The sequence below is a fragment of the Paenibacillus shunpengii genome (genome assembly GCF_042684905.1).
In the GTDB taxonomy this organism is placed as follows: domain Bacteria; phylum Bacillota; class Bacilli; order Paenibacillales; family Paenibacillaceae; genus Paenibacillus; species Paenibacillus shunpengii.
Genome location: NZ_JBHUMJ010000002.1, coordinates 1,026,417 through 1,051,296 on the forward strand (window position 1 = coordinate 1,026,417; position 24,880 = coordinate 1,051,296).

At 44.6% G+C, this 24,880-nt stretch carries 22 protein-coding genes; 19 read left to right on the top strand and 3 right to left on the bottom strand.

The features are described from left to right. Positions 1-251 precede the first annotated feature (251 nt). The 15 genes from thrS (at position 252) to ACFSVM_RS04930 (ending at position 16,845) form a co-directional block, all read left to right on the top strand. Positions 252-2,189: a threonine--tRNA ligase gene (thrS, locus tag ACFSVM_RS04860; protein ID WP_090723337.1), complete on the top strand. Its 1,938-nt coding sequence runs from the start codon at positions 252-254 to the stop codon at positions 2,187-2,189. A 103-nt stretch (positions 2,190-2,292) separates the two neighbouring features. Further along, positions 2,293-2,856 (top strand): 3D domain-containing protein, encoded by a 564-nt coding sequence (locus ACFSVM_RS04865; protein WP_379260699.1) that lies wholly within the window; start codon positions 2,293-2,295, stop codon positions 2,854-2,856. Between the two features lie 201 nt (positions 2,857-3,057). Continuing rightward, a complete protein-coding gene (locus tag ACFSVM_RS04870) occupies positions 3,058-3,291 on the top strand; it encodes a hypothetical protein (RefSeq protein ID WP_379260701.1) in 234 nt (77 codons plus the stop codon). A 193-nt stretch (positions 3,292-3,484) separates the two neighbouring features. Continuing rightward, the gene (gene liaF / locus ACFSVM_RS04875) at positions 3,485-4,504 is read left to right on the top strand and encodes a cell wall-active antibiotics response protein LiaF (protein WP_379260703.1); all 1,020 of its coding nucleotides are present in this window, start codon (positions 3,485-3,487) and stop codon (positions 4,502-4,504) included. A 4-nt stretch (positions 4,505-4,508) separates the two neighbouring features. Next, positions 4,509-5,537 (top strand): sensor histidine kinase, encoded by a 1,029-nt coding sequence (locus ACFSVM_RS04880; RefSeq protein WP_090723835.1) that lies wholly within the window; start codon positions 4,509-4,511, stop codon positions 5,535-5,537. A gap of 36 nt (positions 5,538-5,573) precedes the next feature. Next, on the top strand, positions 5,574-6,233 hold the full coding sequence (locus ACFSVM_RS04885; protein ID WP_177178641.1) for a response regulator: 660 nt from the start codon (positions 5,574-5,576) through the stop codon (positions 6,231-6,233). Positions 6,234-6,401: 168 nt separating this feature from the next. Next, positions 6,402-8,057, top strand: coding sequence for a S1C family serine protease (locus ACFSVM_RS04890; protein ID WP_076311665.1), 1,656 nt, complete (start codon positions 6,402-6,404; stop codon positions 8,055-8,057). Between the two features lie 170 nt (positions 8,058-8,227). Continuing rightward, positions 8,228-8,917, top strand: a complete 690-nt coding sequence (locus ACFSVM_RS04895) for a response regulator transcription factor (protein ID WP_076312557.1) — start codon at positions 8,228-8,230, stop codon at positions 8,915-8,917. Between the two features lies 1 nt (position 8,918). Next, positions 8,919-10,391 (top strand): sensor histidine kinase, encoded by a 1,473-nt coding sequence (locus ACFSVM_RS04900; protein ID WP_090723334.1) that lies wholly within the window; start codon positions 8,919-8,921, stop codon positions 10,389-10,391. An 80-nt stretch (positions 10,392-10,471) separates the two neighbouring features. Further along, positions 10,472-11,422: a 4-hydroxy-3-methylbut-2-enyl diphosphate reductase gene (locus ACFSVM_RS04905; protein ID WP_076311663.1), complete on the top strand. Its 951-nt coding sequence runs from the start codon at positions 10,472-10,474 to the stop codon at positions 11,420-11,422. A gap of 261 nt (positions 11,423-11,683) precedes the next feature. Continuing rightward, entirely contained in the window at positions 11,684-12,733 is a 1,050-nt protein-coding gene (aroF, locus tag ACFSVM_RS04910) for a 3-deoxy-7-phosphoheptulonate synthase (protein ID WP_076311662.1), read from the top strand. 309 nt (positions 12,734-13,042) lie between these two features. Next, positions 13,043-14,467: a type I glutamate--ammonia ligase gene (glnA, locus tag ACFSVM_RS04915; protein WP_047909981.1), complete on the top strand. Its 1,425-nt coding sequence runs from the start codon at positions 13,043-13,045 to the stop codon at positions 14,465-14,467. Between the two features lie 208 nt (positions 14,468-14,675). Beyond that, complete coding sequence (gene serC / locus ACFSVM_RS04920) at positions 14,676-15,764, top strand: 3-phosphoserine/phosphohydroxythreonine transaminase (RefSeq protein WP_076311661.1); 1,089 nt, start codon at positions 14,676-14,678, stop codon at positions 15,762-15,764. Between the two features lie 201 nt (positions 15,765-15,965). Continuing rightward, a complete protein-coding gene (gene trmL / locus ACFSVM_RS04925) occupies positions 15,966-16,430 on the top strand; it encodes a tRNA (uridine(34)/cytosine(34)/5-carboxymethylaminomethyluridine(34)-2'-O)-methyltransferase TrmL (protein ID WP_076311660.1) in 465 nt (154 codons plus the stop codon). A 160-nt stretch (positions 16,431-16,590) separates the two neighbouring features. Further along, positions 16,591-16,845, top strand: coding sequence for an AbrB/MazE/SpoVT family DNA-binding domain-containing protein (locus ACFSVM_RS04930; protein ID WP_076311659.1), 255 nt, complete (start codon positions 16,591-16,593; stop codon positions 16,843-16,845). A gap of 268 nt (positions 16,846-17,113) precedes the next feature. On the opposite strand, the gene ACFSVM_RS04935 is transcribed toward ACFSVM_RS04930, so the two are convergent. After that, on the bottom strand, positions 17,114-18,184 hold the full coding sequence (locus ACFSVM_RS04935; protein WP_379260708.1) for a phosphodiester glycosidase family protein: 1,071 nt from the start codon (positions 18,182-18,184) through the stop codon (positions 17,114-17,116). Further along, the gene (locus ACFSVM_RS04940; RefSeq protein ID WP_076311658.1) at positions 18,181-18,591 is read right to left on the bottom strand and encodes a hypothetical protein; all 411 of its coding nucleotides are present in this window, start codon (positions 18,589-18,591) and stop codon (positions 18,181-18,183) included. Before ACFSVM_RS04940 ends, ACFSVM_RS04935 begins: the two co-directional genes overlap by 4 nt. Before the next feature lie 307 nt (positions 18,592-18,898). Between ACFSVM_RS04940 and ACFSVM_RS04945 the strand changes: the two genes are divergently transcribed. The 3 genes from ACFSVM_RS04945 (at position 18,899) to ACFSVM_RS04955 (ending at position 21,737) form a co-directional block, all read left to right on the top strand. Beyond that, positions 18,899-19,558, top strand: a complete 660-nt coding sequence (locus tag ACFSVM_RS04945) for a response regulator transcription factor (RefSeq protein ID WP_076311657.1) — start codon at positions 18,899-18,901, stop codon at positions 19,556-19,558. A 97-nt stretch (positions 19,559-19,655) separates the two neighbouring features. Then, positions 19,656-20,882 (top strand): aminotransferase-like domain-containing protein, encoded by a 1,227-nt coding sequence (locus ACFSVM_RS04950; RefSeq protein ID WP_379260710.1) that lies wholly within the window; start codon positions 19,656-19,658, stop codon positions 20,880-20,882. Positions 20,883-21,062: 180 nt separating this feature from the next. Further along, complete coding sequence (locus ACFSVM_RS04955) at positions 21,063-21,737, top strand: FMN-dependent NADH-azoreductase (RefSeq protein ID WP_076311655.1); 675 nt, start codon at positions 21,063-21,065, stop codon at positions 21,735-21,737. Between the two features lie 52 nt (positions 21,738-21,789). Here ACFSVM_RS04955 and ACFSVM_RS04960 read toward each other — a convergent pair whose 3' ends face one another. Further along, on the bottom strand, positions 21,790-22,503 hold the full coding sequence (locus tag ACFSVM_RS04960; protein WP_379260713.1) for a DUF2161 family putative PD-(D/E)XK-type phosphodiesterase: 714 nt from the start codon (positions 22,501-22,503) through the stop codon (positions 21,790-21,792). Between the two features lie 427 nt (positions 22,504-22,930). Between ACFSVM_RS04960 and ACFSVM_RS04965 the strand changes: the two genes are divergently transcribed. Continuing rightward, positions 22,931-24,826: a PrkA family serine protein kinase gene (locus ACFSVM_RS04965; protein ID WP_076311653.1), complete on the top strand. Its 1,896-nt coding sequence runs from the start codon at positions 22,931-22,933 to the stop codon at positions 24,824-24,826. Positions 24,827-24,880: the final 54 nt, after the last annotated feature.

A 24,880-nucleotide genomic window follows, 5' to 3' on the forward strand; every position in this document is an offset into this window, starting at 1 on the left:
CTTACCCCTTTGTAGCTGCAGTTCAGAACGTTTATCCTTATAGGGAAGCTAGTAAGAACCGCCGGAATCATGTCCGTTATCATGCATGCTTAAATGAGGGCTGATCAGTGCAATCCAGACTGAAGCAGCTGAATTAGGGTGGAACCACGAGTATATACACTCGTCCCTTTGCCGGGACGGGTGTTTTTTGCGTTCGCATATCATACACTCTTTCGTCACCGGCTCATACAAGCGATGAGGAGGAAGTAAACATGTCAGTTAGTATCAAATTGCCAGACGGATCAGTCAGAGAGTACGAGAATGGAGCCAGTATTCTGGATGTTGCAGCTTCCATTAGCAGTGGTCTCAAGAAGAATGCGCTAGCGGGTAAGCTGGACGGAATTGTGGTGGATCTATCCACTCCACTTCGGGAAGGTGCCGTAGTTGAGATCGTAACCGGCGATTCATCAGATGGGCTTGAAGTGCTTCGTCACAGCTCTGCTCATTTGCTGGCCCAAGCGGTTAAACGTCTATTTGGAAACAAAGAAGTGCATCTCGGTGTAGGACCTGTCATTGAAGATGGCTTCTATTATGACATGGATCTTGAGCATGGGCTTAACCCCGAAGATCTTCTCAAAATCGAGAAAGAAATGGAGCGAATCGTGAATGAGAATCTTCCGATCGTCCGCAAGGAAGTGAGCAGAGAAGAAGCGCTTCGCATCTTTGGTGAGGTCGGTGATCCTTACAAGCTGGAGCTGATCCGCGATCTTCCGGAAGACAGCATCATCTCCATTTACGAGCAAGGTGAATTCTTTGATTTGTGCCGCGGACCTCATGTCCCTTCCACTGGCAAAATCAAGGTGTTCAAGCTGATGAACGTAGCCGGAGCATACTGGCGCGGTGACAGCAAGAACAAAATGTTACAGCGTGTATACGGTACTGCATTCGCCAAGAAAGCTCAGCTGGATGAGCATTTGCATTACCTTGAAGAGGCGAAGAAGCGTGACCATCGTAAGCTCGGCAAAGAGCTCGGCATGTTCACTTTCTCGCAGCTGGTAGGTCAAGGTCTGCCGATCTGGCTGCCGAATGGTGCCAAGCTGCGCCGCACATTGGAGCGTTACATTGTGGATCTGGAAGAAAGCCTTGGCTATCAGCACGTATATACTCCGGTGCTGGGTAATGTCGAGCTATACAAAACTTCGGGTCACTGGGAGCACTATCAGGAGGATATGTTCCCTCCAATGGAGCTGGATAACGAGGCGCTTGTCCTTCGTCCGATGAACTGTCCGCACCATATGATGGTATATAAAAATGAAATGCACAGCTATCGTGATCTGCCTGTCCGTATTGCGGAGCTTGGTATGATGCATCGTTATGAAATGTCAGGAGCGCTCACTGGTTTGCATCGTGTTCGTGCAATGACACTGAACGATTCCCATATTTTCTGCCGTCCGGATCAGATCAAGGAAGAGTTCGCACGTGTTATTGAGCTGATTAAGATTGCATACAAAGATTTCGGAATTCAGGACTATCGTTTCCGCCTATCGTACCGTGATCCTCAGGACACAGAGAAGTACTTCCAAAACGATGAGATGTGGGAAATGTCGCAGCGCATGCTTAAAGAGGTTGTTGAAGGGCTTGATATGCCGTTCTATGAGGCGGAAGGGGAAGCGGCATTCTATGGTCCGAAACTGGATGTCCAAATTAAAACAGCACTTGGCAAGGAAGAAACACTCTCCACTGTACAGCTTGACTTCCTTCTGCCTGAGCGTTTCGAGCTTGAATATGTTGGGGAAGATGGTCAGAAGCATCGTCCAGTCGTGATTCATCGTGGAATTCTGTCCACTATGGAACGCTTCACAGCCTTTTTGCTTGAGAACTTTGCCGGCAATCTTCCGCTGTGGCTGTCTCCGGTTCAGGCCAAAGTTATTCCGGTATCCATTCACTTCGAAGAGTATGCGCGTCAGGTTGAAGATCAGCTGAAGCGTGCCGGTATTTCGGTAAATGCCGATCTGCGGAATGAGAAATTGGGCTACAAGATTCGTGAAGCACAGCTCGAGAAGACTCCTTATATGTTCATTGTCGGGGAAAATGAAATGAATGAAGGCAGTGTATCTGTCCGCAAACGCGGTGAGGGAGATCTTGGGGCGAAGCCGCTTCAAGAGGTTGTGGCGATGCTGAAAGAGGAAATTAGTTCACGTACTGTTTAAAACAGCGAAGGATCAATTTCATTACACATGATGAAATTGATCCTTTTTGCATAATATTGAGTTGTTAAGGAGAACCTCAGCTAATGAAAGGGAGGTTCATCTTATGGTATATCGCATGATTCGGCGACGTATGATGTTATTTCAATTTCTGCTGATCTGTTACTCCTTACTGTCCTGTAATCCGCAGGCTGTGGCAAGAGACACCGAGAAAACAGAGGCTGTTCTTGCGCCAAAAAGCGAGCAGGTGCTCCACACGATCAATGTGACAGCTACGGGTTATACGGCAGGATACGAATCAACAGGAAAGCGACCGAATCATCCTCAGTATGGAATAACCTACTCCGGGGTTAAAGTACACCGCAATAAAGAAGGGGTTTCAACCATTGCTGCTGATCCTAAGGTGTTTCCGCTTGGCACGGTCCTGTATATTCCTGGTTACGGATATGGGATTGTAGCCGATACTGGCTCTGCTATTAAAGGCTCCAAAATCGATCTGTATTTCCCCACGACAAAGGCGGTATATAGTGAATGGGGAAAGCGGGATGTGCAGGTGCAAGTTGTGAAGCAAGGGAATGGGAAGTGTACAGAGCAAATGATCAAGCAGCTAGGAGAGGCATTAACGGTCAATAAATTTATCCCGGATGCCCTGCTTGACAAAGAAATTTAATATCTGCACGATCAGGCGAGTCCGAAGAAATTGACAGTAAATTCTGTTTATTTCCTCGGACTTTTTTATATATTTATAATTTCTAAGGAGCTGAATAAGATCACATTGATCGTCACATAATACTTTTCGGGGATTGTAAGACACCCCGCCCAGATATCAGCATGCAGATCATTCACTTGCGTGAAAAGGGAGGTGAACCAAGTGAAAAAAGCAAATTCTCAAAACGCTCAAGGTTACCAAACACCAAATGAGAAGTATGATGCAGAATTTGGAGCAGAACAAAATTCTGCTGCACAAAAAGTTCAACAAGCTATAACGAACAAAGTGCAAGATAACTTCCAAACACCAGATGAGAAGTATGATGCAGAATTTGGCACAGAGCCAAACGCTGCTGCACAAAAAGTTCAACAGTCTAAAATGAACAAAAAGCAATAATGTATAGAGGACAGGCCCTTCGGGGTCTGTTTTTTTACATAAAAAGGAAGGTTCTCCGTCTTGAGACTGAGATGAATTTCATTCCAGCGCCGCTCCTCCATTCCAAGTCATTGACATATAATGAATACATACAAGCAGTGTAATGAAGTGATTCGCTAAGGTAAATCAAAAATCAATTGAGGAGATCAGAGCTATGTTTAACAGGATTATAGGTGCAGCCCTTCTTATTGGCGTTGGAATTATGGTGTTTCTTCAGCTCAGGTATACCGGTGATATCAGCTTGGGATATATCATTTCGACGTTCTGGCCGGTTATCTTGCTGTATCTCGGTTTTATCAATTTAAAGGAAAAAAATAATGTAGGCGGTCTGGTGCTGCTTGCGCTCGGTATTTATTTTATGGGCAAAAATCTAGGATTTGTGTCGCTCTCGTTCGGTGACATGTTCCGGTATGCCATTCCGATTGCCCTTGTGGGAGGCGGTTTGTATGTCCTCCTTAGCCCCCGAAGAAGAGATCGCAAGCATACAGAGAATTCGGAATCTCATCATTCCAGCCCTTTTCCAAATCATATTCCAGCTGAACCTCAGCCTCCAATGTACAGTGATCTGGATCAGCAGTTCGAGCAGAAGTTTGGAAAGATTTATGATCAAGACGACAGCAGCGAAAGTAAGAAATCTTCATTAGAAGAAGAGTTTTATTTCGAAGACAAGCTGAAGCACAAGCATAAACATCACAACCATAACAACAAGCATCATAAAAATAAGCACGAATATAATTACAGCTATGAATGGGACAACAGCGAGAAGAACACGGGCTACGCGTATAATGATGATTCTAAGATAAACAAATCTACATTTATAGGTGAAATTAAGCTGGGAGAGGAATATTATGAACTCAAGCCCACCAACATATCTCAGTTTATCGGTGACACCGTCATTGATTTGACCAAAGCCCAAATTCCTTATGGAGAAACCAGGATTAATATCTCTGCGTTTATTGGCGACATCAAAGTATACACACCAAGAGACATGGATCTTGGCATTATCGTTAATTCCAATTCGTTTATTGGAGATATGACCGTACTGAGTGAAACCAAGAGCGGTTTCATGGGGAATATCAGTGCCCAGACACCGAATTACAAAGAAGCAGAGAAGAAAGTACGGATCGTCGTCAGTGTGTTTATCGGTGACGTTAAAGTAAACTCGGTAGGTTAAGATGATGAAGATGATATTCCGTACAGCCAAATGGGAGCTCTTGTTGTTCTTTGTCACAAACAGTCTGATTACCATCGGAATTATTTATACCACGCTTAGGAGGGGCCATGCTGATTTAACACAGTCTCCATCCTGGATCTATTCCGTAATTACGATTGTGATCACAACCATTGTGATCGGATATATTGCGGGGCTGCGCATTCAGCGCAAAATTGATATGCTGGACTTAAGCATGCTGCAGGTGACCAAAGGGAATCTTTCCACTCGAATGAGTGAAACGGAGGATTCCTCTTTTTCCAGTGTGTACCGCCAGTTTAATACGATGATGGATGCCGTGGAGCACAAGGTAAAATGGGTGCAAAAATGGGGAGAGCAGGAGGTAGTGGAGAAGGAAAAGGCTGCAGAAACCGCAGTGCTTGAGGAAAGGCGGCGAATGGCCAGAGATTTGCACGACACGGTCAGTCAGCAGTTATTTGCGATTCATATGTCTGCTTCTGCGTTGCCCACTTTGCTTCAAAATGGAAATGAAGAGCAAGGTAGGATGGTAATGGATCAGCTAATCACGATGTCTCAGACTGCACAAAAGCAGATGAGAGCCCTCATTGCCCAGCTGCGGCCGGTTGAGCTCGAGAATCGAAGTCTTGCTGAGGCGCTTGAAATCTGGTTTCCGGATTATTGCCGGCAGAATGGGCTGAAAGGTGTTAAAGAGCTGGAGATCATCGGTGATATTTCTGACGCAATCGAGCATCAAATGTTTCTGATCATACAAGAAGCAATGGCAAATATTGTAAAGCACTCGGGAGCCAGCTTTGTAAGCCTGTCACTCAGAGAGGAGCCCAGACAAATCGCGTTCAGTGTAAGTGACAACGGCAAGGGATTTAAGGCAGATGCTTCAGGAAGACAGGGATCGTACGGTTTAATGACAATGAGGGAAAGAGCGGAGAAGCTCGGAGGTCATGTTGATATCATTACACTGCCAGGAGCGGGGACGACCATAAGGGTGCTTATACCCAAATTCCCAGACGAAGCCTGACCCGAGTATCTTCTATTATAAAAGGAGACGGAATGAATGAGCGTGCAGAAGACAAAGATTATGATCGTAGATGATCATGATATGGTAAGAATGGGCTTGAAAACGTATCTGAGTTTGGATCCTTCATTTGAAGTCGTTCTCGAGGGAACGGATGGACAGCATGCTATTGAACTTCTTCGAAACTGTGCTGTAGACGACTTGCCAGAATTGATTCTGATGGATTTGATGATGCCGCGGCTGAATGGAGTTGAAGCAACCAGAGCGATTCTGCCTGAATTCCCGAATGTAAAAATTATTATTTTGACCAGTTTTCTGGAGGATCATCTTGTACTCGAGGCTATTGAGTCCGGGGCTGTGAGCTATGTGCTAAAAACGGTATCTGCGGAAGAGCTGATCTATGCTCTGCAAGGAGCGAAGAGAGGCATGCCTGTTATGACCAATGATATATCGAGAGCGCTGACAAGAGGACTGCGGCAAAAAACCGTCAAGGAAGATGATTCCGGAATGACAGAGAGGGAGAAGGAAGTGCTGCTCCTTATTGCCGAAGGAAAGAGTAATAAGGATATTTCTGAGGAGCTTCATATTAGCATCAAGACGGTAAAGACGCATGTCAGCAACCTGCTGATGAAATGTGAAATGGAAGACCGGACACAACTTGCCATCTATGCTCATCGCAAAGGCTGGGTAAATACATAATCGCTTCACTACCTGTAATAGATCATTACGATCTGTTCTTTCATTGAAAATTATGCGGTTTTATCTCCTTTTTAATTGTTTTTAATGTGTACTTAAGGTTTAAAGTACAAAATAAAGACAGTTAATAGAATATCTCTTCCGTAATATGAGATTAGGAGGTCAAACGACATGAGCGACAATAACAACAATAACAGATTCGGTCGTGAAGATGATGAGCGTGAACAATCATTTAATGAATCCCGCAAATCCGAAAACAGCGGTTCTTACTATTATTCCTATGGACCCTTTCAATCCATGAATACCGATAAGGAGAATCACGCTCCTGAGGCAAACGATGTAGAGGTCACACCTCCTGAACCCGTTAAACCTATACCTACCATGGTTGAGAGAAGCTCAAGCAACTTTACTCGGTCCGGGGGCTCCTTCAACCGTTCTGATAGCGAAGCACAAGCTTCCGGCGGAGGCAGCGGAGATCAGCGGAACTGGAATTATAATCACAAGCCCAAAACGAGATCAAATTTCAAGACAGGCGTATTTTCCTTTATTGCAGGTATGCTCGTTATTGCGGTCCTGATGTTTACATCTGATCGTATGAATTTATTTACCCCGGAAGCAGCGTTATCGAACAATACAACTTCAGCAGGCGAGACAGCCAGCAGCGAACCAGTTACATCTAGCGGCTCGGGTGTAACGACCTCACTGCCTGTAGGTTCACAGGACATATCGGGTGTCGTTAGCAAAGTAAGTCCCGCTGTTGTAGAAATTGAGACCTTCTCAAATTCAGCATCAAGTAATTCAAGACAAAGTCCATACTATAATGACCCACTATATCAATACTTCTTCGGCGGTAATGGCGGAGGAAGCAGTTCGAATAACGGAAATGGAAATGGGAATGGAAATGGAAGCAACGGACAATCCTCCAGCCAACTGACTCCTCTGGGTGTAGGATCTGGATTTATCTTTGAGAAAGACGGTTATATTCTGACCAATGAGCATGTGGTTTCGGGTGCTGATGTTATTCAAGTTACACTGGAGGACAACAATAAACCTTACGAAGCGAAGCTGCTCGGAAGCAGTCCGGAACTGGATCTGGCTGTGCTCAAAATTGAAGGCGATGATTTTCCGGTAGCGGCTATGGGCAACTCCGATGATGTACAGGTAGGTGAATGGCTCGTTGCTATCGGTAACCCAGGCGGATTCGAGCATACGGTAACAGCAGGAGTGCTGTCCGCGAAGGATCGTACGATTACAATTAATGATGAAACAACAGGTGCAGCGAATGAGTACAACAACCTGCTTCAAACCGATGCTTCAATTAACCCAGGGAACTCGGGTGGCCCGCTTCTTAACCTGCAGGGAGAAGTAATTGGTATGAACGTGGCTGTAAGTGCAGATGCTCAGGGTATTGGCTTCGCGATTCCTTCCAGCGTTATACTGAATGTAGTTGATAAGCTCAAAAATAATGAAGAAATTCCAAAAGAGCCAGAACCATTCATTGGCGCTTCCCTGATGGATTTGACTCCGGAAGTGGCGAAGCAGATGGGAACTGATCTTACAGAAGGTTCTGTTGTCATGAATCTGGTTTACCAATCTCCGGCTTATACTGCAGACCTTCGTCCGTACGATATTATTACAGGAATCAACGGAAAGAACTATGCAACTACAACGGACCTCATTGAACAGATTCAAACGCATAAAGTCGGTGATGAAATTACACTGAATGTAAACAGAGACGGGAATAAGATGGATGTCAAAGTAACGATCGGCGACCGTAATGACTTTGACACGACGGATACGCAAAATTCGCAAAACGTAGCGCCGTAAGTGTAACGTATCAGATTGAATATCTGATAAGCTGAAAGCGAAGGGGAGACGCCCTTTCGCTTTTTTGCCTTCTTCGTTTGAGATAGAAAGCCATCGCGATGCCTGATACAATATAAGGAAGAAAGAGAAAGAGAACCATTCATTGAATGGATAAAGAAGGAGATGCTGGGGTGCGTTCGAAGATCTTAATTATTGATGATGACGATAAAATTATATCCATGCTTAGAAGAGGTCTTGCCTTCGAGGGGTATGACGTGCTAACGGCTTCAAACGGAGCAGAGGGTTTACAAAAAATGCTTGAGGTCGAACCTGATGTTGTGGTCCTCGATGTCATGATGCCCAAGGTGGATGGATTTGAGGTCTGCAGACGGCTTAGGGAAGGAGGAAGCACGGTTCCTATTCTAATGCTGACGGCAAAAGACGAAATTGAGCAGCGGGTCAAGGGTCTTGACCTCGGTGCAGATGATTATCTGGTTAAGCCATTTGCGCTGGAGGAGCTGCTTGCCAGAGTCAGAGCACTGTTAAGACGAAAAACGGATACAAATGAGAGCAGTAGTAATCGACTGACATTTGAAGATGTAATCCTGGATTATGATGCCCGTGAGGTGCATCGTGCAGGACAGCGCCTTGATCTGACGGCTAAAGAATTTGAACTGCTGTATTTGTTCATGCAGAATCCCAAGCGTGTGCTGTCCAGAGATTTAATAATGGATAAGATCTGGGGCTTTGATTACAGCGGAGAGTCCAATGTACTTGAGGTATATATTGCAATGCTGCGGCAAAAAACAGAAGAACACGGAGGTAAACGTATTATTCAGACCATTCGTGGCGCTGGTTACATTCTGAGAGGAGACAACTAGTATGTCCATCCGGTTACGGCTGACGTTATGGTATTCAGGCTTGCTTGCTGCCGTACTGCTGCTATTTGGTTCCGTAATTTACGCTCTTGTGCATTATTACGCATATGAAGATGTAGAATCCGAGATTCTTACCCAGACGAAGAGCATTAGTCAGCGCATTAGTGCTGTGCTCGTTCGAAATCCGGATTTTACCGAGGAGCTGAACTTGATTCTTCCAGAGAAGGCGAATCAGCTTGCAGATTTGCAAATTTATGTTCAACTTTATAATTATACAAGCGACAGAGCGGTGGCTTCTGATAATTTACGTGATTATCGGTTTAGCGTGCCTGATTTCAATAAAGCGGGAACGAGCGAAGGCTGGGCAAGAATGACCGTAGATAACTCTCCTTTTCTCGTATATCAGTTTCCATTAGTGCTGCAATCGACGGATCAGGTTATTGGCATGCTGCAAGTAGGTACGATTACGGCATCCGAAGATCGTTTAATGGACAGACTGCTGCTCATTCTGATCTATGTGTCCATCATTACTCTGATTCTGGCAATGAGTGTTGGTTTGTTCCTTGCCCGCAAGTCCATGCGTCCGCTTGTTCATATTATTGATGCGGCAGACGGTATTCAGTCAGGAAATGACTTGAGTATACGAATTGAATATAACGGACCAAATGATGAAATAGGCAAGCTGATCACTACGGTCAATAACATGCTTGCACGTACAGAGGGATTCTTCAAAGAGCTGGAGGATGCTTATGCAGCCCAAAGGAGGTTTGTCTCGGATGCTTCACATGAACTCAGGACGCCACTGACAACGATCAGGGGGAATACCGATTTCTTGAAGAAGCTATGGGACCCAGATCCGGAGGACCGCAAGCCGCTGACAGATGAAATGAAGGAACAAATGACGCTGGAAGCCATTGAGGATATTGCGGATGAGGGCAGACGAATGAGCAGGCTCGTTAATGATATGCTGTCCCTGGCACGTGCGGATACAGGGCAGACCATTGATCTGAATCCAACCCCGCTGTCGATCCTGGTGAAGGATGTGGCACGCAGAGCTCAGCATCTTCCACGTACAGCGGAATGGAAATACAGTGATCTAGAAGTCCTGAATGGCGCATATGTTCTGGGCAATAAAGATTATTTGCAGCAAATGCTGTTTATCTTTATAGAGAACGCCTTTAAGTATACCCCTGAGGGTGTAGTGACTCTCGATGCTGTGGTGTACAACGGACAAGTCGGTCTGCGCATAAGTGATACGGGCATTGGGATGGATAAGAATGAAGTGCCTTATATCTTTGACCGCTTCTATCGAGCAGATGAGTCAAGGGGGATCACGAAGGGGACTGGACTTGGTTTATCCATCGCCAAGTGGATCATTGAAGAGCATAACGGATCGGTGGAGGTTGTGACTAAGCTGGGAGAAGGGACGACATTTATTGTATGGCTCCCGCTTGAGTTGGCTCCCCCTTTGGAATAAGGTATAATACAAAATGCGGAGCTTTTTTCTTAGACGAAAGATTTTAGGCTCCATTATGTGTAAAGAAAGCAGGTGGCAACATGGAAGTACTACGAATTTCTCCTCGCGGTTACTGCTATGGTGTGGTAGATGCTATGGTGCTCGCAAGACAGGCGGCGAACAATTTGGATTTACCGCGGCCCATTTATATACTTGGTATGATCGTTCATAACAGCCATGTGACGAATTCCTTTGAAGACGAAGGCATTATTACGCTTGATGGCCCGAATCGGATGGAGATTTTGAAGCAGGTTGACAAAGGCACGGTTATTTTTACAGCTCATGGGGTCTCTCCTGAAGTACGTAAGCTGGCAAGAGACAAAGGTCTTACGACCGTTGATGCAACATGCCCGGATGTAACTAAGACTCATGACCTGATTAAAGAAAAGTCGCAAGAAGGCTATCAGATTATTTATATCGGTAAGAAGGGGCATCCTGAACCGGAGGGAGCCATCGGTATTGCTCCGGATTGCGTTCATTTGATTGAACGTGAGGACGAGATTGATTCACTAGATGTACCAAACGGCAAAATCATCATTACAAACCAAACGACGATGAGTCAATGGGATATTAAGCACATTATGAAGAAGCTGCTGGAAAAATATCCGGGTGCAGAAGTGCATAATGAGATTTGTTTGGCGACTCAGGTTCGCCAGGAGGCTGTTGCAGAGCAGGCGGGTCAAGCAGACCTCGTTATCGTTGTCGGTGATCCGCGCAGCAATAACTCCAATCGTCTGGCTCAAGTATCAGAAGAGATTGCAGGGACTACGGCTTACCGGGTATCAGATGTAACGGAGATTAAACAGGAGTGGCTTCAAGGCGTCAACAAAGTAGCTGTGACTTCAGGAGCATCCACGCCTACTCCGATTACGAAGGAAGTCATTACCTATCTGGAGCAATATGATCATGACAAACCGGAGACTTGGGAAATCCAGCGGACCATCAACATGAAGAAGCTGCTTCCGCCAGTACGGGTCAAAACAAAATCATAAAACATCAAGAGGAGGGTCGGCATTTTGACGATCTTCCTCTTTTATTAAGAAGTACCCCTTGGAGAAGTGTCACAAAAGGAACGGGATGTACATAAACTAATCTATTATTGACGAATGAGAAATAATGATGTATAGTTGCTTTAACGTATAAAAGCTTAAAAGCGAACAAGCGTTTAAGTGTGAAATAATCTATACAGCGTGTGAGATCATTCATGATCAATTGATTTTAATTTCTTATCGAGAGGCAGGTATCGATTATATATGATCGTTATAACAGGAAACACTACGCCTGAGGAACAGCTTCAGGATATTATTGCCGTTATAGAGAAGGAAGGCCTCCAGGTTCATCTCTCGAGAGGGAAGGATCGAACTGTCATCGGGCTCATTGGCTCCGTTGAACCTAAATTAGCAGAACATTTACGACAAATGAAAGGTGTAGAGAACGTGGTCAAAATTTCGAAATCATACAAATTAGCAAGCAGAGACTTTCATCCTGAGGATACAGTCATTTCAATAAAAGGGGTAAATATTGGCGGCGGGGAACTGGTTGTCATGGGTGGTCCATGCGCAGTTGAATCCGCTGAGCAGATTGATGAGATAGCAGGACTTGTTAAGGCAGCAGGCGGTCAAGTACTTCGCGGGGGGGCATTTAAACCACGGACGGGTCCATACAGCTTCCAAGGAGTCGGTGTAGAAGGTCTGATCATGATGGCAGAAGCGGGAAAGAAGCATGACCTTCTTACCATTACTGAAGTCATGACCCCTGAATACGTAGACATCTGTGCTGAGTACGCAGATATCCTCCAAGTCGGAACACGTAACATGCAAAATTTTGACTTGCTTCGCAAGCTCGGAACTTGCGGTAAGCCTGTACTTCTTAAACGCGGCTTCAGTGCTACCTATGATGAATTCCTGAATGCAGCTGAGTACATTCTGGCGGGCGGGAATCCGAACGTGATGCTCTGTGAGCGTGGAATCCGAACATTTGAGACCTACACTCGAAATACATTGGATTTGTCGGCGATTCCTGTGCTTCAGCAGCTCAGCCATCTGCCGGTCATTTCAGACCCGAGTCATGGAACGGGACGCAGAGAGCTTGTGGAACCGATGACGAAGGCTTCAGTAGCAGCTGGAGCAGATGGATTGATCATTGAAATGCATACAGACCCTGACAATTCGATGACCGGCGACGGTGTTCAATCGTTATTCCCGGATCAGTTTGCTCATTTGCTTCAGGATTTGGAGAAGCTCGCTCCGATTGTAGGTAAGACATTTAATACAAAGAAATCACCAATAACTGCAAGTCGTTAATATTGACAAAGACGAATTTTATTGATAATAGGTAAAATATTGATAAAATGACAAATTAAATGTATCATTCTCATGTGATAATTAAGCCTATCTTTCCGGCATCTAAACCGGAGATTTAGGCTATTTGTCTATATTCGTATTTTTTCATTAAAGTGTGAGTATATCTTACACTAGTATAAAAAATACCTGACATAAGTATTGACGATGTAAGATTTGGGATTTATACTTACCTCAGTTGAAAATTCGATTTAATGAACATTCACAAGGCTTAGGTCGTCAAATGTTCGGAAAATTTGGGAGGAAGAACACATGTCTGTTGAAAATGTATTGAAATCAATTCAGGAAAACAACATTGAATGGGTAGATTTTCGATTTGTAGATCTATCTGGCCGCGCTCACCATATCTCTCTGCCAGCTTCTGAAGTTGAAGCAGAAACCTTTGTTAACGGGGTAGCATTTGATGGATCTTCTATTCCAGGCTTCCGCGGTATCGAAGAATCCGATATGGTTATGATGCCGGATCCAGAATCCACTTTCATTGACCCATTCACAGCACATCCTACACTAAACGTAATGTGTGATATTTTCACTCCAGACGGAGAACGTTATGAGCGTGACCCGCGCGGTATTGCTGTTAAAGCGGAAGAATATTTGCAAAAAGCAGGTATCGGTACACGTGCAAACTTTGCTCCGGAATCCGAATTCTTTATCTTTGACGACGTACGTTATGAAAGTGGAACGAACAGCTCTTCTTACTATGTTGATTCCGAAGAAGCAGCTTGGAACACAAACCGCAAAGAAGAAGGCGGCAACCTTGGTTTCAAGATCCGCACTAAAGGCGGATATGTTCCTGTCGCTCCAATGGATACTCAACAAGATATCCGCAGCGAAATGTCCCGTCTTCTTGATGAAGTAGGAATTCGCGTTGAGCGTCACCATCATGAAGTTGCAACTGCAGGTCAAGCAGAAATCAACTTCCGTTTTGATACATTGAAGAAAACAGCAGATAACCTGCTCGTATACAAATACATTGTTCATAATACAGCTCGTCAATACGGAAAAGTGGCAACATTCATGCCTAAACCGCTCTTCGGCGATAACGGCAGCGGAATGCACGTTCACCAATCCATCTTCGACGGCGATACTCCTTTGTTCTATGAAAAAGGCGCATATGCTAACCTGAGTGAAATGGCGCTTCACTACATTGGTGGTATTCTGTACCATGCTCCAGCGCTGATCGCACTTACTAACCCAAGTACAAACTCGTTTAAACGTCTTGTACCTGGATATGAAGCACCAGTTAACCTTGTATACTCTAAAGGTAACCGTTCTGCAGCGGTACGTATTCCGGTTGCAGCTGTAACACCTAAAGGTTGTCGTATCGAGTTCCGTACACCGGATTCTACTGCTAACCCTTATCTAGCTTTTGCAGCGATGCTTATGGCGGGTCTTGATGGAATCAAACGCAAGATTAACCCAACTGAGCTTGGATATGGACCAATTGACAAGAACATCTACGAATTGTCCGATGCAGACAAAGAGAACATCCGCAGCGTGCCTGCTTCCCTGGATGAGGCGCTTGATGCTCTTGCATCTGACTTTGAATTCTTGACTGAAGGCGGCGTATTTACTAAAGAATTCATTGATAACTACATTGAATTCAAACGTGCTGAAGCTAAAGCTGTTTCGATCCGTGTTCATCCGCATGAATACAGCTTGTACTTCGACTGCTAATCAGTACTCATATCACATCATTATTAATCATAGGCCCTCGGGAAATTTAGTTTCCCGAGGGTTTCCCTTATTTGTAACGATACTGCCTAAACTTCGTGTGAAAAACACTTGAAGACACGAACAATTACTGCTATCATACCAATAATCATACGTATCATTAGATGTTATATTTGGGTAGGACAACTTGGAGAGAAGGGCGGTTTTTTGATTGAATAAGAGAGCATTTAATTTCAATGCGGGACCTGCAGCACTGCCATTAGAGGTGCTCACTCGGGCACAGGCTGAATTTGTCGATTATAAGAACACAGGCATGTCGATTATGGAGATGTCCCATCGCGGGGCCGTCTATGAATCTGTCCATAACGAAGCGCAGGAACGCCTTCTGGGGCTTCTCGGTAACCCGGCAGGCTACAAAGTATTGTTCCTGCAAGGCGGAGCTAGCACACAATTTGCGATGATCCCGATGAATTTCCTGTCTGCCGGCCAAACAGCTCATTATGTACATACCGGGAGCTGGGCGAAGAAGGCGCTGTCTGAGGCAAAACTGATCGGCGAGACGAGCATTATTGCTTCAGGTGAGTCCTCGAAGTTCATGAAGCTTCCAGAGCTCTCTGAGCTTGAGCTGAGCAGCAATGCCGCATACCTGCATATGACTTCAAATGAAACGATAGAGGGTACACAGTTTAGAGAATTCCCGGATACTGGGACGACTCCACTCATTGTAGATATGTCCAGTGATATTCTTAGCAGAACACTAGATATGACGAAATTTGATATGATCTACGCAGGTGCCCAAAAAAATCTTGGACCATCTGGAGTTACCGTCGTTGTAGCAAAAGAGGAGCTTGTTACCGAATCGCCTAAACATCTTCCTTCAATGCTTCGTTATGATACTTTTGTAAGCAACAATTCTCTCTATAACACACCGCCATCCTTTGGTATTTATATGGTGAACGAAGTTCTGAAGTGGATTGAAGAACAAGGAGGCCTTGCCGGCGTAGAGGCTAAGAATGAAGAGAAGGCAGGCATCCTCTATGATGCGATCGATAATAGCAACGGTTTCTTCCAAGGCTGCGCCCATTCTGCAGATCGTTCAAGAATGAATGTTACCTTCAGACTTGCCGATGAAGGATTGGAGAAGGAGTTTATCAAGCAATCTGAGCAAGAAGGGTTTATCGGCTTGAAAGGACATCGCAGCGTAGGCGGATTGCGTGCTTCAATTTACAATGCGGTCCCGATGGAGAGTGTACAGGCGCTGACTGACTTTATGAAACAATTCCAGAAGACACATGGCTAAGCTTTAATAGAGGTATGGGAAATACTGGGCACGTCCTGCAAATATTGTGGGAGGTGCTTTTTTATATTATAATTTTATGTTATACGATCGAATCAATTTTTTATTGTATTCTTTTTATTAAATCAATGGATAAAGTAAATCAGAATTTGCTGTAGGGTATGGCAGAATTCTGCAGTCCATTATAAGAGGGGATTAGAGTCAATGGCATTACATATCGTACTTGTGGAACCCGAGATTCCAGCAAACACAGGAAATATAGCAAGAACCTGCGCAGCAACAGGAACCTATCTGCACCTGGTGCATCCGCTCGGATTTAACACAGATGATCGCACACTCAAGCGGGCCGGGTTGGACTACTGGCATTCCGTAAATATCGAGTATCATGATTCGTTTGATGAAGTTCGGCAGAAATATGCGGATCACCGTTTTTTCTATGCAACCACCAAAGCGAAAAATCGTTTCAGTGATTTCGAGTTTCAGGATGGAGATTTCCTAGTATTTGGAAAAGAGACAAAAGGTCTTCCGCCTGAGCTAATTAATGCAAACCCAGATACCTGCATGCGAATGCCGATGACAGATGCAGTCAGATCGTTAAATTTGTCGAATTCGGCGGCTATTATCGTTTATGAAGCGCTAAGACAATTGGATTATCCTGGAATGAATTAAATCCCAACCTTTGGTAACATACTTTCAAAAATTGGGTTCCTAAAATAAAGTTAATATTTTTATTAATTCTTGCAGGATTCGACAAAAAAAGAGCGAATGTTTAAACATAGTACAAATGTACCTACAAAGAAAGAAAAATGAACAGGAGTGTGTACCGTTAATGAAACCTGCTGGAGTGGTACGTAAGGTGGACCAGCTCGGAAGAATCGTGCTGCCGAAATCTTTGCGTAAAAGGTATCAAATGAATGAAGGAGATCCCGTTGAAATTTTAGTGCAAGGTGATCATATTATTCTGGAGCGTTATCGTCCAAAATGTATTTTCTGCGGATCGATGGAAGAAGTAAGTGAGTTCAAAGATCGTTACATTTGTGGTGCGTGTCTTACAGAAATGACGGGTCTTCAAGAGAACGCCTAAACTTAAATCAAGCCGAAGCTAAGCATAGGCTTATAAAGAAAGAAGCTCTCCTCAGTAGAGGAGAGCTTCTTTGGTGAGCCTTACAGCCCCTTCGTCTTGTCATCATTGTAAGAAGAAGTCAATATGCCTCCCAAATACAATACAAGCACCAGGGTGACGATCCAGAAAGTCAACGAAAATGACATGTCATCCACCTCCTGTTACTTTGTAAATCCTATTATACTGATACTTGTCTCAAAAAGGAATCTTTTTCCTGATCCGTAAATGTTTACTCAAAGAAAAGGAAATGAGTTGGCAGCTTCCGCAGGACACCGTCTGAAGGCTTATTCACGACTCGTCCGTTCAGAATCAGCGAAGAGGAGCCGCCGCCATCCAGGTTATAGCCATCTTGCACTCCGAGCTTGTACATTTTATTCTGAAGCTCTTGGAGTGTTGCTCCCGAGCTGCCCTTTTCATCGTATCCATCCACAACCAGGATCAGCAGCTGGTCATCCTTATAGTTGCCAATGACCGTCCTTGGCGCACGCTTAGGTGTTGTTTTCCATTTGGATGGGATAATCAGCTTCTTGCCGTCTTTAAGGAGCATCGGAACGAAGGTGGCGCCGAATGCAGGCTCCAGCTTGTCCAGATCGGATTGTTTGGTAAATCTTCCTCCAATCAGCTTTCCTTCTTTGCTCAGGCCCACAAAGGAAAGATCCTTCGTGCTGGGATGAAAACCTGTCAGGTATTTGCCGTTAGCTACCGTCGTGCTTAGCGGATACCGACTGCCGCCTGCATCAGCATATCCCCCGGCGTTAATGCCTGCAATGGCACCACTGCGCGAAACAGCTTGCATCGTCGTTTGCGACTTCCCAACACCTTCACCAATCGACATCTTCATAGCACTGGGATCCTTGAGTTTGATCTTCATAGCATAACCTTTATAAGGTCCTGGATTCATTCTGTATAGTTCAATCTGAATCCGGTCACTGTTGACTTGCTCGATCGGTGTGCCAAGCTTGGCAGATATCCGCTTGTTATAGATGGCTTCGGGTTTCCTTGCTTGTGCTGCGGTCATGTTCGCAATGCTTTCCATCGTTTTAGTCGTATTCTCATACAACTCGGTTGTTTTTTGAATGTATGAAGAGGTCGTCTCGGCCAGCACTTTCGCTTCCGCCAAACCTTGGCTTATTTCCTCCGTCTGGGAATGGATCGTGTATTGTGGAATGTGCTCTTCCTTTGGCGTTAGCGAACTTAAATCCAGCGGCGGCTGCAATAAGAGAAGGTACATAAGCAGACCGATAAATGGAGCTGTAATCAGCATGAAAAAACGATTTACTTTTTGGAGTGAAGTCATCATTTTAACAGATCCATCTTCTTCTGTAGCGTATCCAGCTGCTGCTTCACTTCTCTAAGCTCCGAATATAGCTGATTACTGTTATCGGTTGTATTGCCTGCATTGTCCTTTGTGAAGGTCAGCAGCTCATTGAAGGTCTGTACTTGCTCCTGCAAGCTGACCAGCTCACTTGAGATTTTATCCAGCTGTGTCTGATACTCCTGCTTAACGGCCATCAACTGCTGATCGTTGTAGGTCTGAATTTCTAGTACCATTTGTTCTCTTAAATGATTGCTGTATAAATAGGCTGCGGCAGCTCCTAAGGCAATAATAATAATCCATAATACTAGAAATAGACGGACAGAGCGTTTGCTTCTCCTTGCAGCTTGCCGGGTGTGATGGCTTGTGTTCTCATCTGTTGCCGGGTTCATTTCATCACTCCTCGTGTTGTTCCTACAAAATTCTATAAATTTTCCAGTCCTCATTCTATCATGGGGCCGCTTCATACGCAAAAAAGAACTTCTTTAGCGAAAAAAGGAAAAAGAGATTGCATCGGAAGGAAGTCCTAGGATACAATTTCATATATAATCCAAATTAAGGACTTAAGAGGGATGTCTTTTTTTGTAAAATGTGATTTGTTTTCATTCTTTTTGGGCTGTGCTTCCTCTAATCTATTATTGCCGCACATTCTCTCGATTTGTATAAATTATATCTATTAATGAACTAGGAGGAGCTTATATGAGAAAGGTATGGCAGGTGGTCTTGGTTGATATTCATCCGACCAGCATGCTAGGTACGAAATTAATATTGGAAGAGCATCAGGACCTATTAGTCCGCGCGATGGTTTCCACTGGGGAAGAGGGGTTGGCACAAGTAAGTGCTTTGAAGCCGGACCTCGTTCTAATCGACTATAAATTGCCTGACGGAAATGCGGACCAATTCATTGTAGAGATGAAGCAGTTCTCTTCAAACACTCATATTGTCGTGATGACGGATGAGGACAATTTGAATCTGTATAAGCGATATATTAGTCTAGGCGCGAGTGGAATGCTGTCTAAGCAATCTTCACCCATGAAGCTTATTCATATGATTTCCGGTCTGCGTGAGGGACTGGCATCACTCCCTTTACAGTGGCTTACTAATGACGAGTGGTCAAATACGGTGGACCAGGAACTAGAACTTCATCTTCAGCTTACGGATATGGAAATTTTCATCATGGAACGGATCGTTCAAGGTGTGACCTACGATAAGATCGCTAATGAAATCGATGTCAGCAGAAGATCCGTTGACAATTATCTCCGCAAAATATATACGAAACTTGGCGTGTCCAGCCGGGCTCAGGCTATCGAACAGTTTACCTTGTATTCCAAATTACATAAGAAGCAGCAGTATGTGTAACAAGGCATAATAGATGTGAACGGCGAATAGTCTTTATACGTCCCGATAGAGAGAGGAAAGAAGAGATGGGGCGATTACCCGGATAGGGGTGAAATACATGGAATTTTCCTTTGCTTCCCATTCCTCCAGATTATTGTCTTCGCATGCGAGCAGGGCGAACAGAGTCAAAAGACAAGGTTCCTTTATTTCGCTGGCCGAAGAGCTTCCTGCGGAGGAATTTTTCCCAATCAAACGACTGGGTGAAGCGGCACATGCTGTCTTCTCGTCAGATCCTTCCGTTCTGCAATATGGTGAGCCAGAAGGCTTCCTGCCTCTAAGAAGCTGGATTCGCAAGGATTGGGAGCTGCGAAAAGGAATCCGTACTACAGAGGAACGAATACTGCTGACGTCAGGCACACAGCAGACCATTGATCTGGTTACCAGACTTCTAGTCGATTCTGGTGATACGGTTGTCGTGGAGAGTCCGACATCGCCCGGATGTCTGCAGGTGCTGCAGATGCAAGGTGCGGTCATAATACCTGTTTTCACCGATACGGAGGGCATTGTCCCGGAACATCTTGAAGAGCAGTTTCAGAAGCATCGTCCGAAACTGCTTTTTGCTGCACCCAGTTTTTCTAATCCAACGGGTATATTATGGACGATTCGCAGACGCAAGGCGGTATTGGATCTATGTCGAAAATATAGTGTCTTGATCATCGAGGACGATTCGTACGGTGAATTGCATTTTGGAGCAGACGATTCAGCAAATTCCTTCTCTGAGCGTTATCCTGCTCTATATGCGATGGATCAAGTGGATGATGGGAATCATGTGCTGTATATAGGTTCTTTCAGCAAAACGATCGCTCCTGCTCTTCGTACGGGATGGGCGACCGGTGATCAACGTTTGATCCAAGGCATGTCTTCATTGAAGCAGATGGCTGACTGGCAATCGAGTCCGATCAATCAACAAATATTGTATCAGTTGCTTGGTTCCACCTCCTTCGATTGGAACGAGCATCTGTCACTGCTCAACCGAGAGTATGAGGTGAGGCTTAAGCTGATGCTGGAGCTGTTAAAAAGACCGGGGTTCAAGCAAGTGAAATATGACCCGCCAGCAGGGGGGATGTATCTCTGGATTGAGCTCCCACCTGGACTTAGCAGCGAAGCGCTGCTCAAAGCTGTGCTGCACAAAGGTGTAGCATTTCTGCCTGGCGCAAGATGCTCTCCTGGCAAACAGGCGGAGCACTATATTAGACTCAATTTCAGCAGACCTGGCAGAGAAGAGCTGTTGCTCGGAATGAATTTGATTAGCGAAGCGATATCCGAATTTACTGGACGGAGTTAAAGACACATAATGTTGACATCAGGAGAGGGGCTTCCTCTCTTTTTTTTCGTTTTAATGAACTTTATAATAGGAGTGGTGTAGAAATTTGTCTAAGGAAGAAAATTTATATATTGAACTCACTAACATTTTTATATATAATGTTTATTAGTCAGTTGCAATCAGTTTCTTAGTTGGTTTCAAATGACATATAGAGATAAATACACTTATTTAGGGAGAGAATATACGATTATGGCAAACGTACTGTTTATCAAAGCAAATGACCGCCCTGCGGATCAAGCGATCAGCGTACAAATGTACGACGCATTCTATAATGCATACAAGGAAGCAAATCCGACAGACAATATTATTGAATTGGATCTGTTTGCAGCTAACCTTCCGGCTTACGGAAACAATGCCGCAACAGGTACTTTTAAAGTAGCTAAAGGCATCGAGACAACTCCAGCAGAACAAGAAGCTGCTGATCTGGCTGCTTTTTACCAAAAACAATTCTTGGAAGCTGACAAGGTTGTTGTTGCATTCCCGCTCTGGAACTTCACTGTTCCTGCACCGCTGGTTAACTACATTTCTTACCTGAGCCAAGCAGGCGTTACATTCAAATACACTGCTGAAGGTCCAGTAGGTCTTGCAGGCGACAAGAAAGTGGTACTTCTAAACGCACGCGGCGGCGTTTACTCTGAAGGTCCTCTAGCAGCCGTTGAAATGGCTGTTAAATACGTAGCTTCTGCATTTGGCTTCTGGGGTATTCAAAACCCTGAGGTTCTGGTAATTGAAGGACACAATGCCTTCCCTGACCGCTCTGCTGAGATTGTACAAGAAGGTCTTAGAAAAGTAGCAGAAACGGCTTCCCGTTTCTAATAGCTACATCTAGACTGGATGCGATAAATTCGCATCCAGTCTTTTTTGTTTCTTATGGAAGCGGATATTGCTGAAGAACTGCATAATACTTGTCCAAGTCCGTTCTTCCCTGTTCGCTTAGTGTATACCGGCCTCGCTCTATTCTGGTAAACCAGCCATAATAATTTTTTTGCAGAATAGACGCGGTATTTGTAATTCCTGTCCGTCTGGCAAGTTCGGCAGGAGAGGCGTATGGAATGGGGGCCAGAACCTGCGCAACTCGAAGTGCACGTTCCCTGTAGGCAGTGACTAGCTTGGCTTTGTGGCTGCCGCCCAGGTTGTAATCGCCGCTGCGTCCATCAAATTCCTTGAGCAGGAGGTCTTTGCGTCTTTTCATTGTTTTTGAAGAAGTGATGACTGCCTCTGGAACGCATAAGCAATCGACAAGAGCCGGTTTCGTTTTGTACCGTGTTACGGTGATAAGACCCAAACCAAGCTTTTTGCATAGATCTGTAATCTCTCCAAAACGCTGATTGGCAGCTCCGCGCTTCACCCGGTTACGTTCAACAGCAAGATAAACATTACTGCTCGTTTTTAATCTTTGCATTCCTTGCAGCAGAAGCGATAAATTAAAGGTCTTCTTGATTTCCACGATTAACGGGTCAGCCAGATCCTCTCTTACACCCACCAGATCACAATAATTCACTTCGGATTTAATATGGTATCCTTGCCTCTCAAAGTAGGACTTTATCGGCTCATATAACTCTGTTTCATATTGAACGGCCATTCTTGATCAAACTCCTTTGTTGCTGTGCAGCTACTTCTCCGGAATGGGGGTTGTATCTGTGTACGCTTTATCTTTTATCAAGTCCATGTCTAATTTAATGGAGGAGTACATAAATGTATAGATAAGCTCTTTCATAACATTCCTATCTCAACAAGTATAGCATACGACTTGGAAGGGTTCATTTTAAGATCCATATGTTGTTCATTCTCAAAAAGAGAACCTGTCACAAAAAAACAGGCAACTTATCCGAATTGACGCATAGGTATGTAATACACTTTTTTTAGATCAAATCGTCAAGCTTGAGGGTAGGCGAGATGATTGCATATTTAAACGCTAGTGGGAAGATTTGAGGCAGGGGAGCTTATGAATTGACCTTATTCGGAGTGGATGCTGAATCATTATGGAGCCATGGGAGGTACGAAGGAGCATGAACATTTTTGAACGCGTTGCTGAATTTCGGGCTGAGAGTAATCGTTTATCTTGGTCGGGTACATTCAAAGATTATATTGAAATTCTAAAAAAGGACCCAACACCTGCAATGACGGCTCACGCAAGAGTGTATGAAATGATCAAATCATATGGTGTGGAGGAAATTGGAGGGCATAAGCATTACAAGTTTTTTGAGCAGGAGATTTTTGGACTAGACCGCAGCGTAGAGAAGCTTGTTGAGGAATACTTCCATTCTGCTGCGCGAAGACTTGATGTCCGCAAGCGGATTTTGCTCTTAATGGGTCCTGTCAGTGGGGGGAAATCGACACTAGTGACTCTGCTTAAACGCGGCTTGGAGCAATTCTCCCGCACAGATAAAGGTGCAGTTTACGCAATTGAAGGCTGCCCAATGCATGAGGACCCGCTTCATTTAATTCCGTTGGAGCTCCGACCTGAGGTAGAGAAAGAGCTGGGAGTAAGAATTGAAGGGAATTTGTGCCCTTCCTGCCAAATGCGGCTGAAAACAGAGTATGGCGGTGACATCGAAAAGGTACGTGTAGAGCGGGTATTTATATCGGAAGACAATCGAATCGGAATCGGTACCTTCAGCCCTTCGGATCCGAAATCTCAGGATATTGCAGACCTAACCGGAAGTATTGATTTCTCAACCATTACGGAGTACGGCTCGGAATCCGATCCTCGCGCTTATCGGTTCGACGGGGAGCTAAACAAAGCAAACCGCGGTCTGATGGAATTCCAAGAGATGCTCAAGTGTGATGAGAAATTTCTATGGAACCTGCTTTCCCTTACCCAGGAAGGAAACTTTAAGGCAGGCAGATTTGCTCTAATTAGTGCTGATGAGATGATCGTTGCTCATACGAATGAGTCGGAGTATAAGGCATTTATATCCAACAAGAAAAATGAGGCACTTCAATCCCGGATGATCGTCATGCCGATTCCTTACAATTTGAAGGTGTCAGAGGAAGAAAAAATATATAAAAAGCTGATTGAGCAAAGTGACATGCGCCATATTCATATTGCGCCTCATGCTCTGAAGACGGCTGCTATCTTCTCGATTCTCACTCGGTTAAAGGAATCCAAAAAACAAGGCATGGATCTTGTTAAAAAAATGAGAATGTATGATGGGGAAGAGGTTGAGGGTTACAAAGAAGCTGACCTCAAAGAAATGCAGAATGAATATCTGGAAGAGGGTATGACGGGAATTGATCCACGTTACGTCATCAACCGGATTTCAAGTGCACTGATCAAGCAGGATTTGGAGTGCATCAACGCACTGGATATATTAAGAGCAATTAAAGACGGATTGGATCAGCATGCCTCCATCACGAAGGAAGAACGTGAGCGGTATTTGAACTTTATCGCGGTAGCACGCAAAGAATACGATGAGCTTGCGAAAAAAGAGGTCCAAAAGGCATTTGTTTACTCCTTCGAGGAGTCGGCCAAAACGTTGTTCGAGAATTATCTGGATAATATCGAGGCCTTCTGCAATTGGAGTAAAATACGTGATCCTCTGACCGATGAGGAGATGGATCCAGATGAGCGCCTCATGCGTTCCATTGAAGAGCAGATCGGAGTATCTGAAAATGCGAAAAAGGCCTTCCGTGAGGAAATTTTAATTCGGATTTCGGCCTATTCCCGCAAAGGCAAAAAATTTGAATACAGCAGTCATGATCGACTTCGTGAAGCGATTGAGAAGAAGCTGTTCGCTGATCTGAAGGATATCGTGAAGATCACAACTTCAACCAAAACACCAGATGCTAATCAGCTGAAACGTATTAATGAGGTCAGCTCCAGACTGATTGAAGAGCACGGCTATTGCCCAGTCTGCGCAAATGAACTGCTGCGTTACGTGGGCAGCTTGTTGAACCGATAACTTTTATTTTTTTACCTATCCCCTGACAACAAACATCTTAACCCATCTCATAAT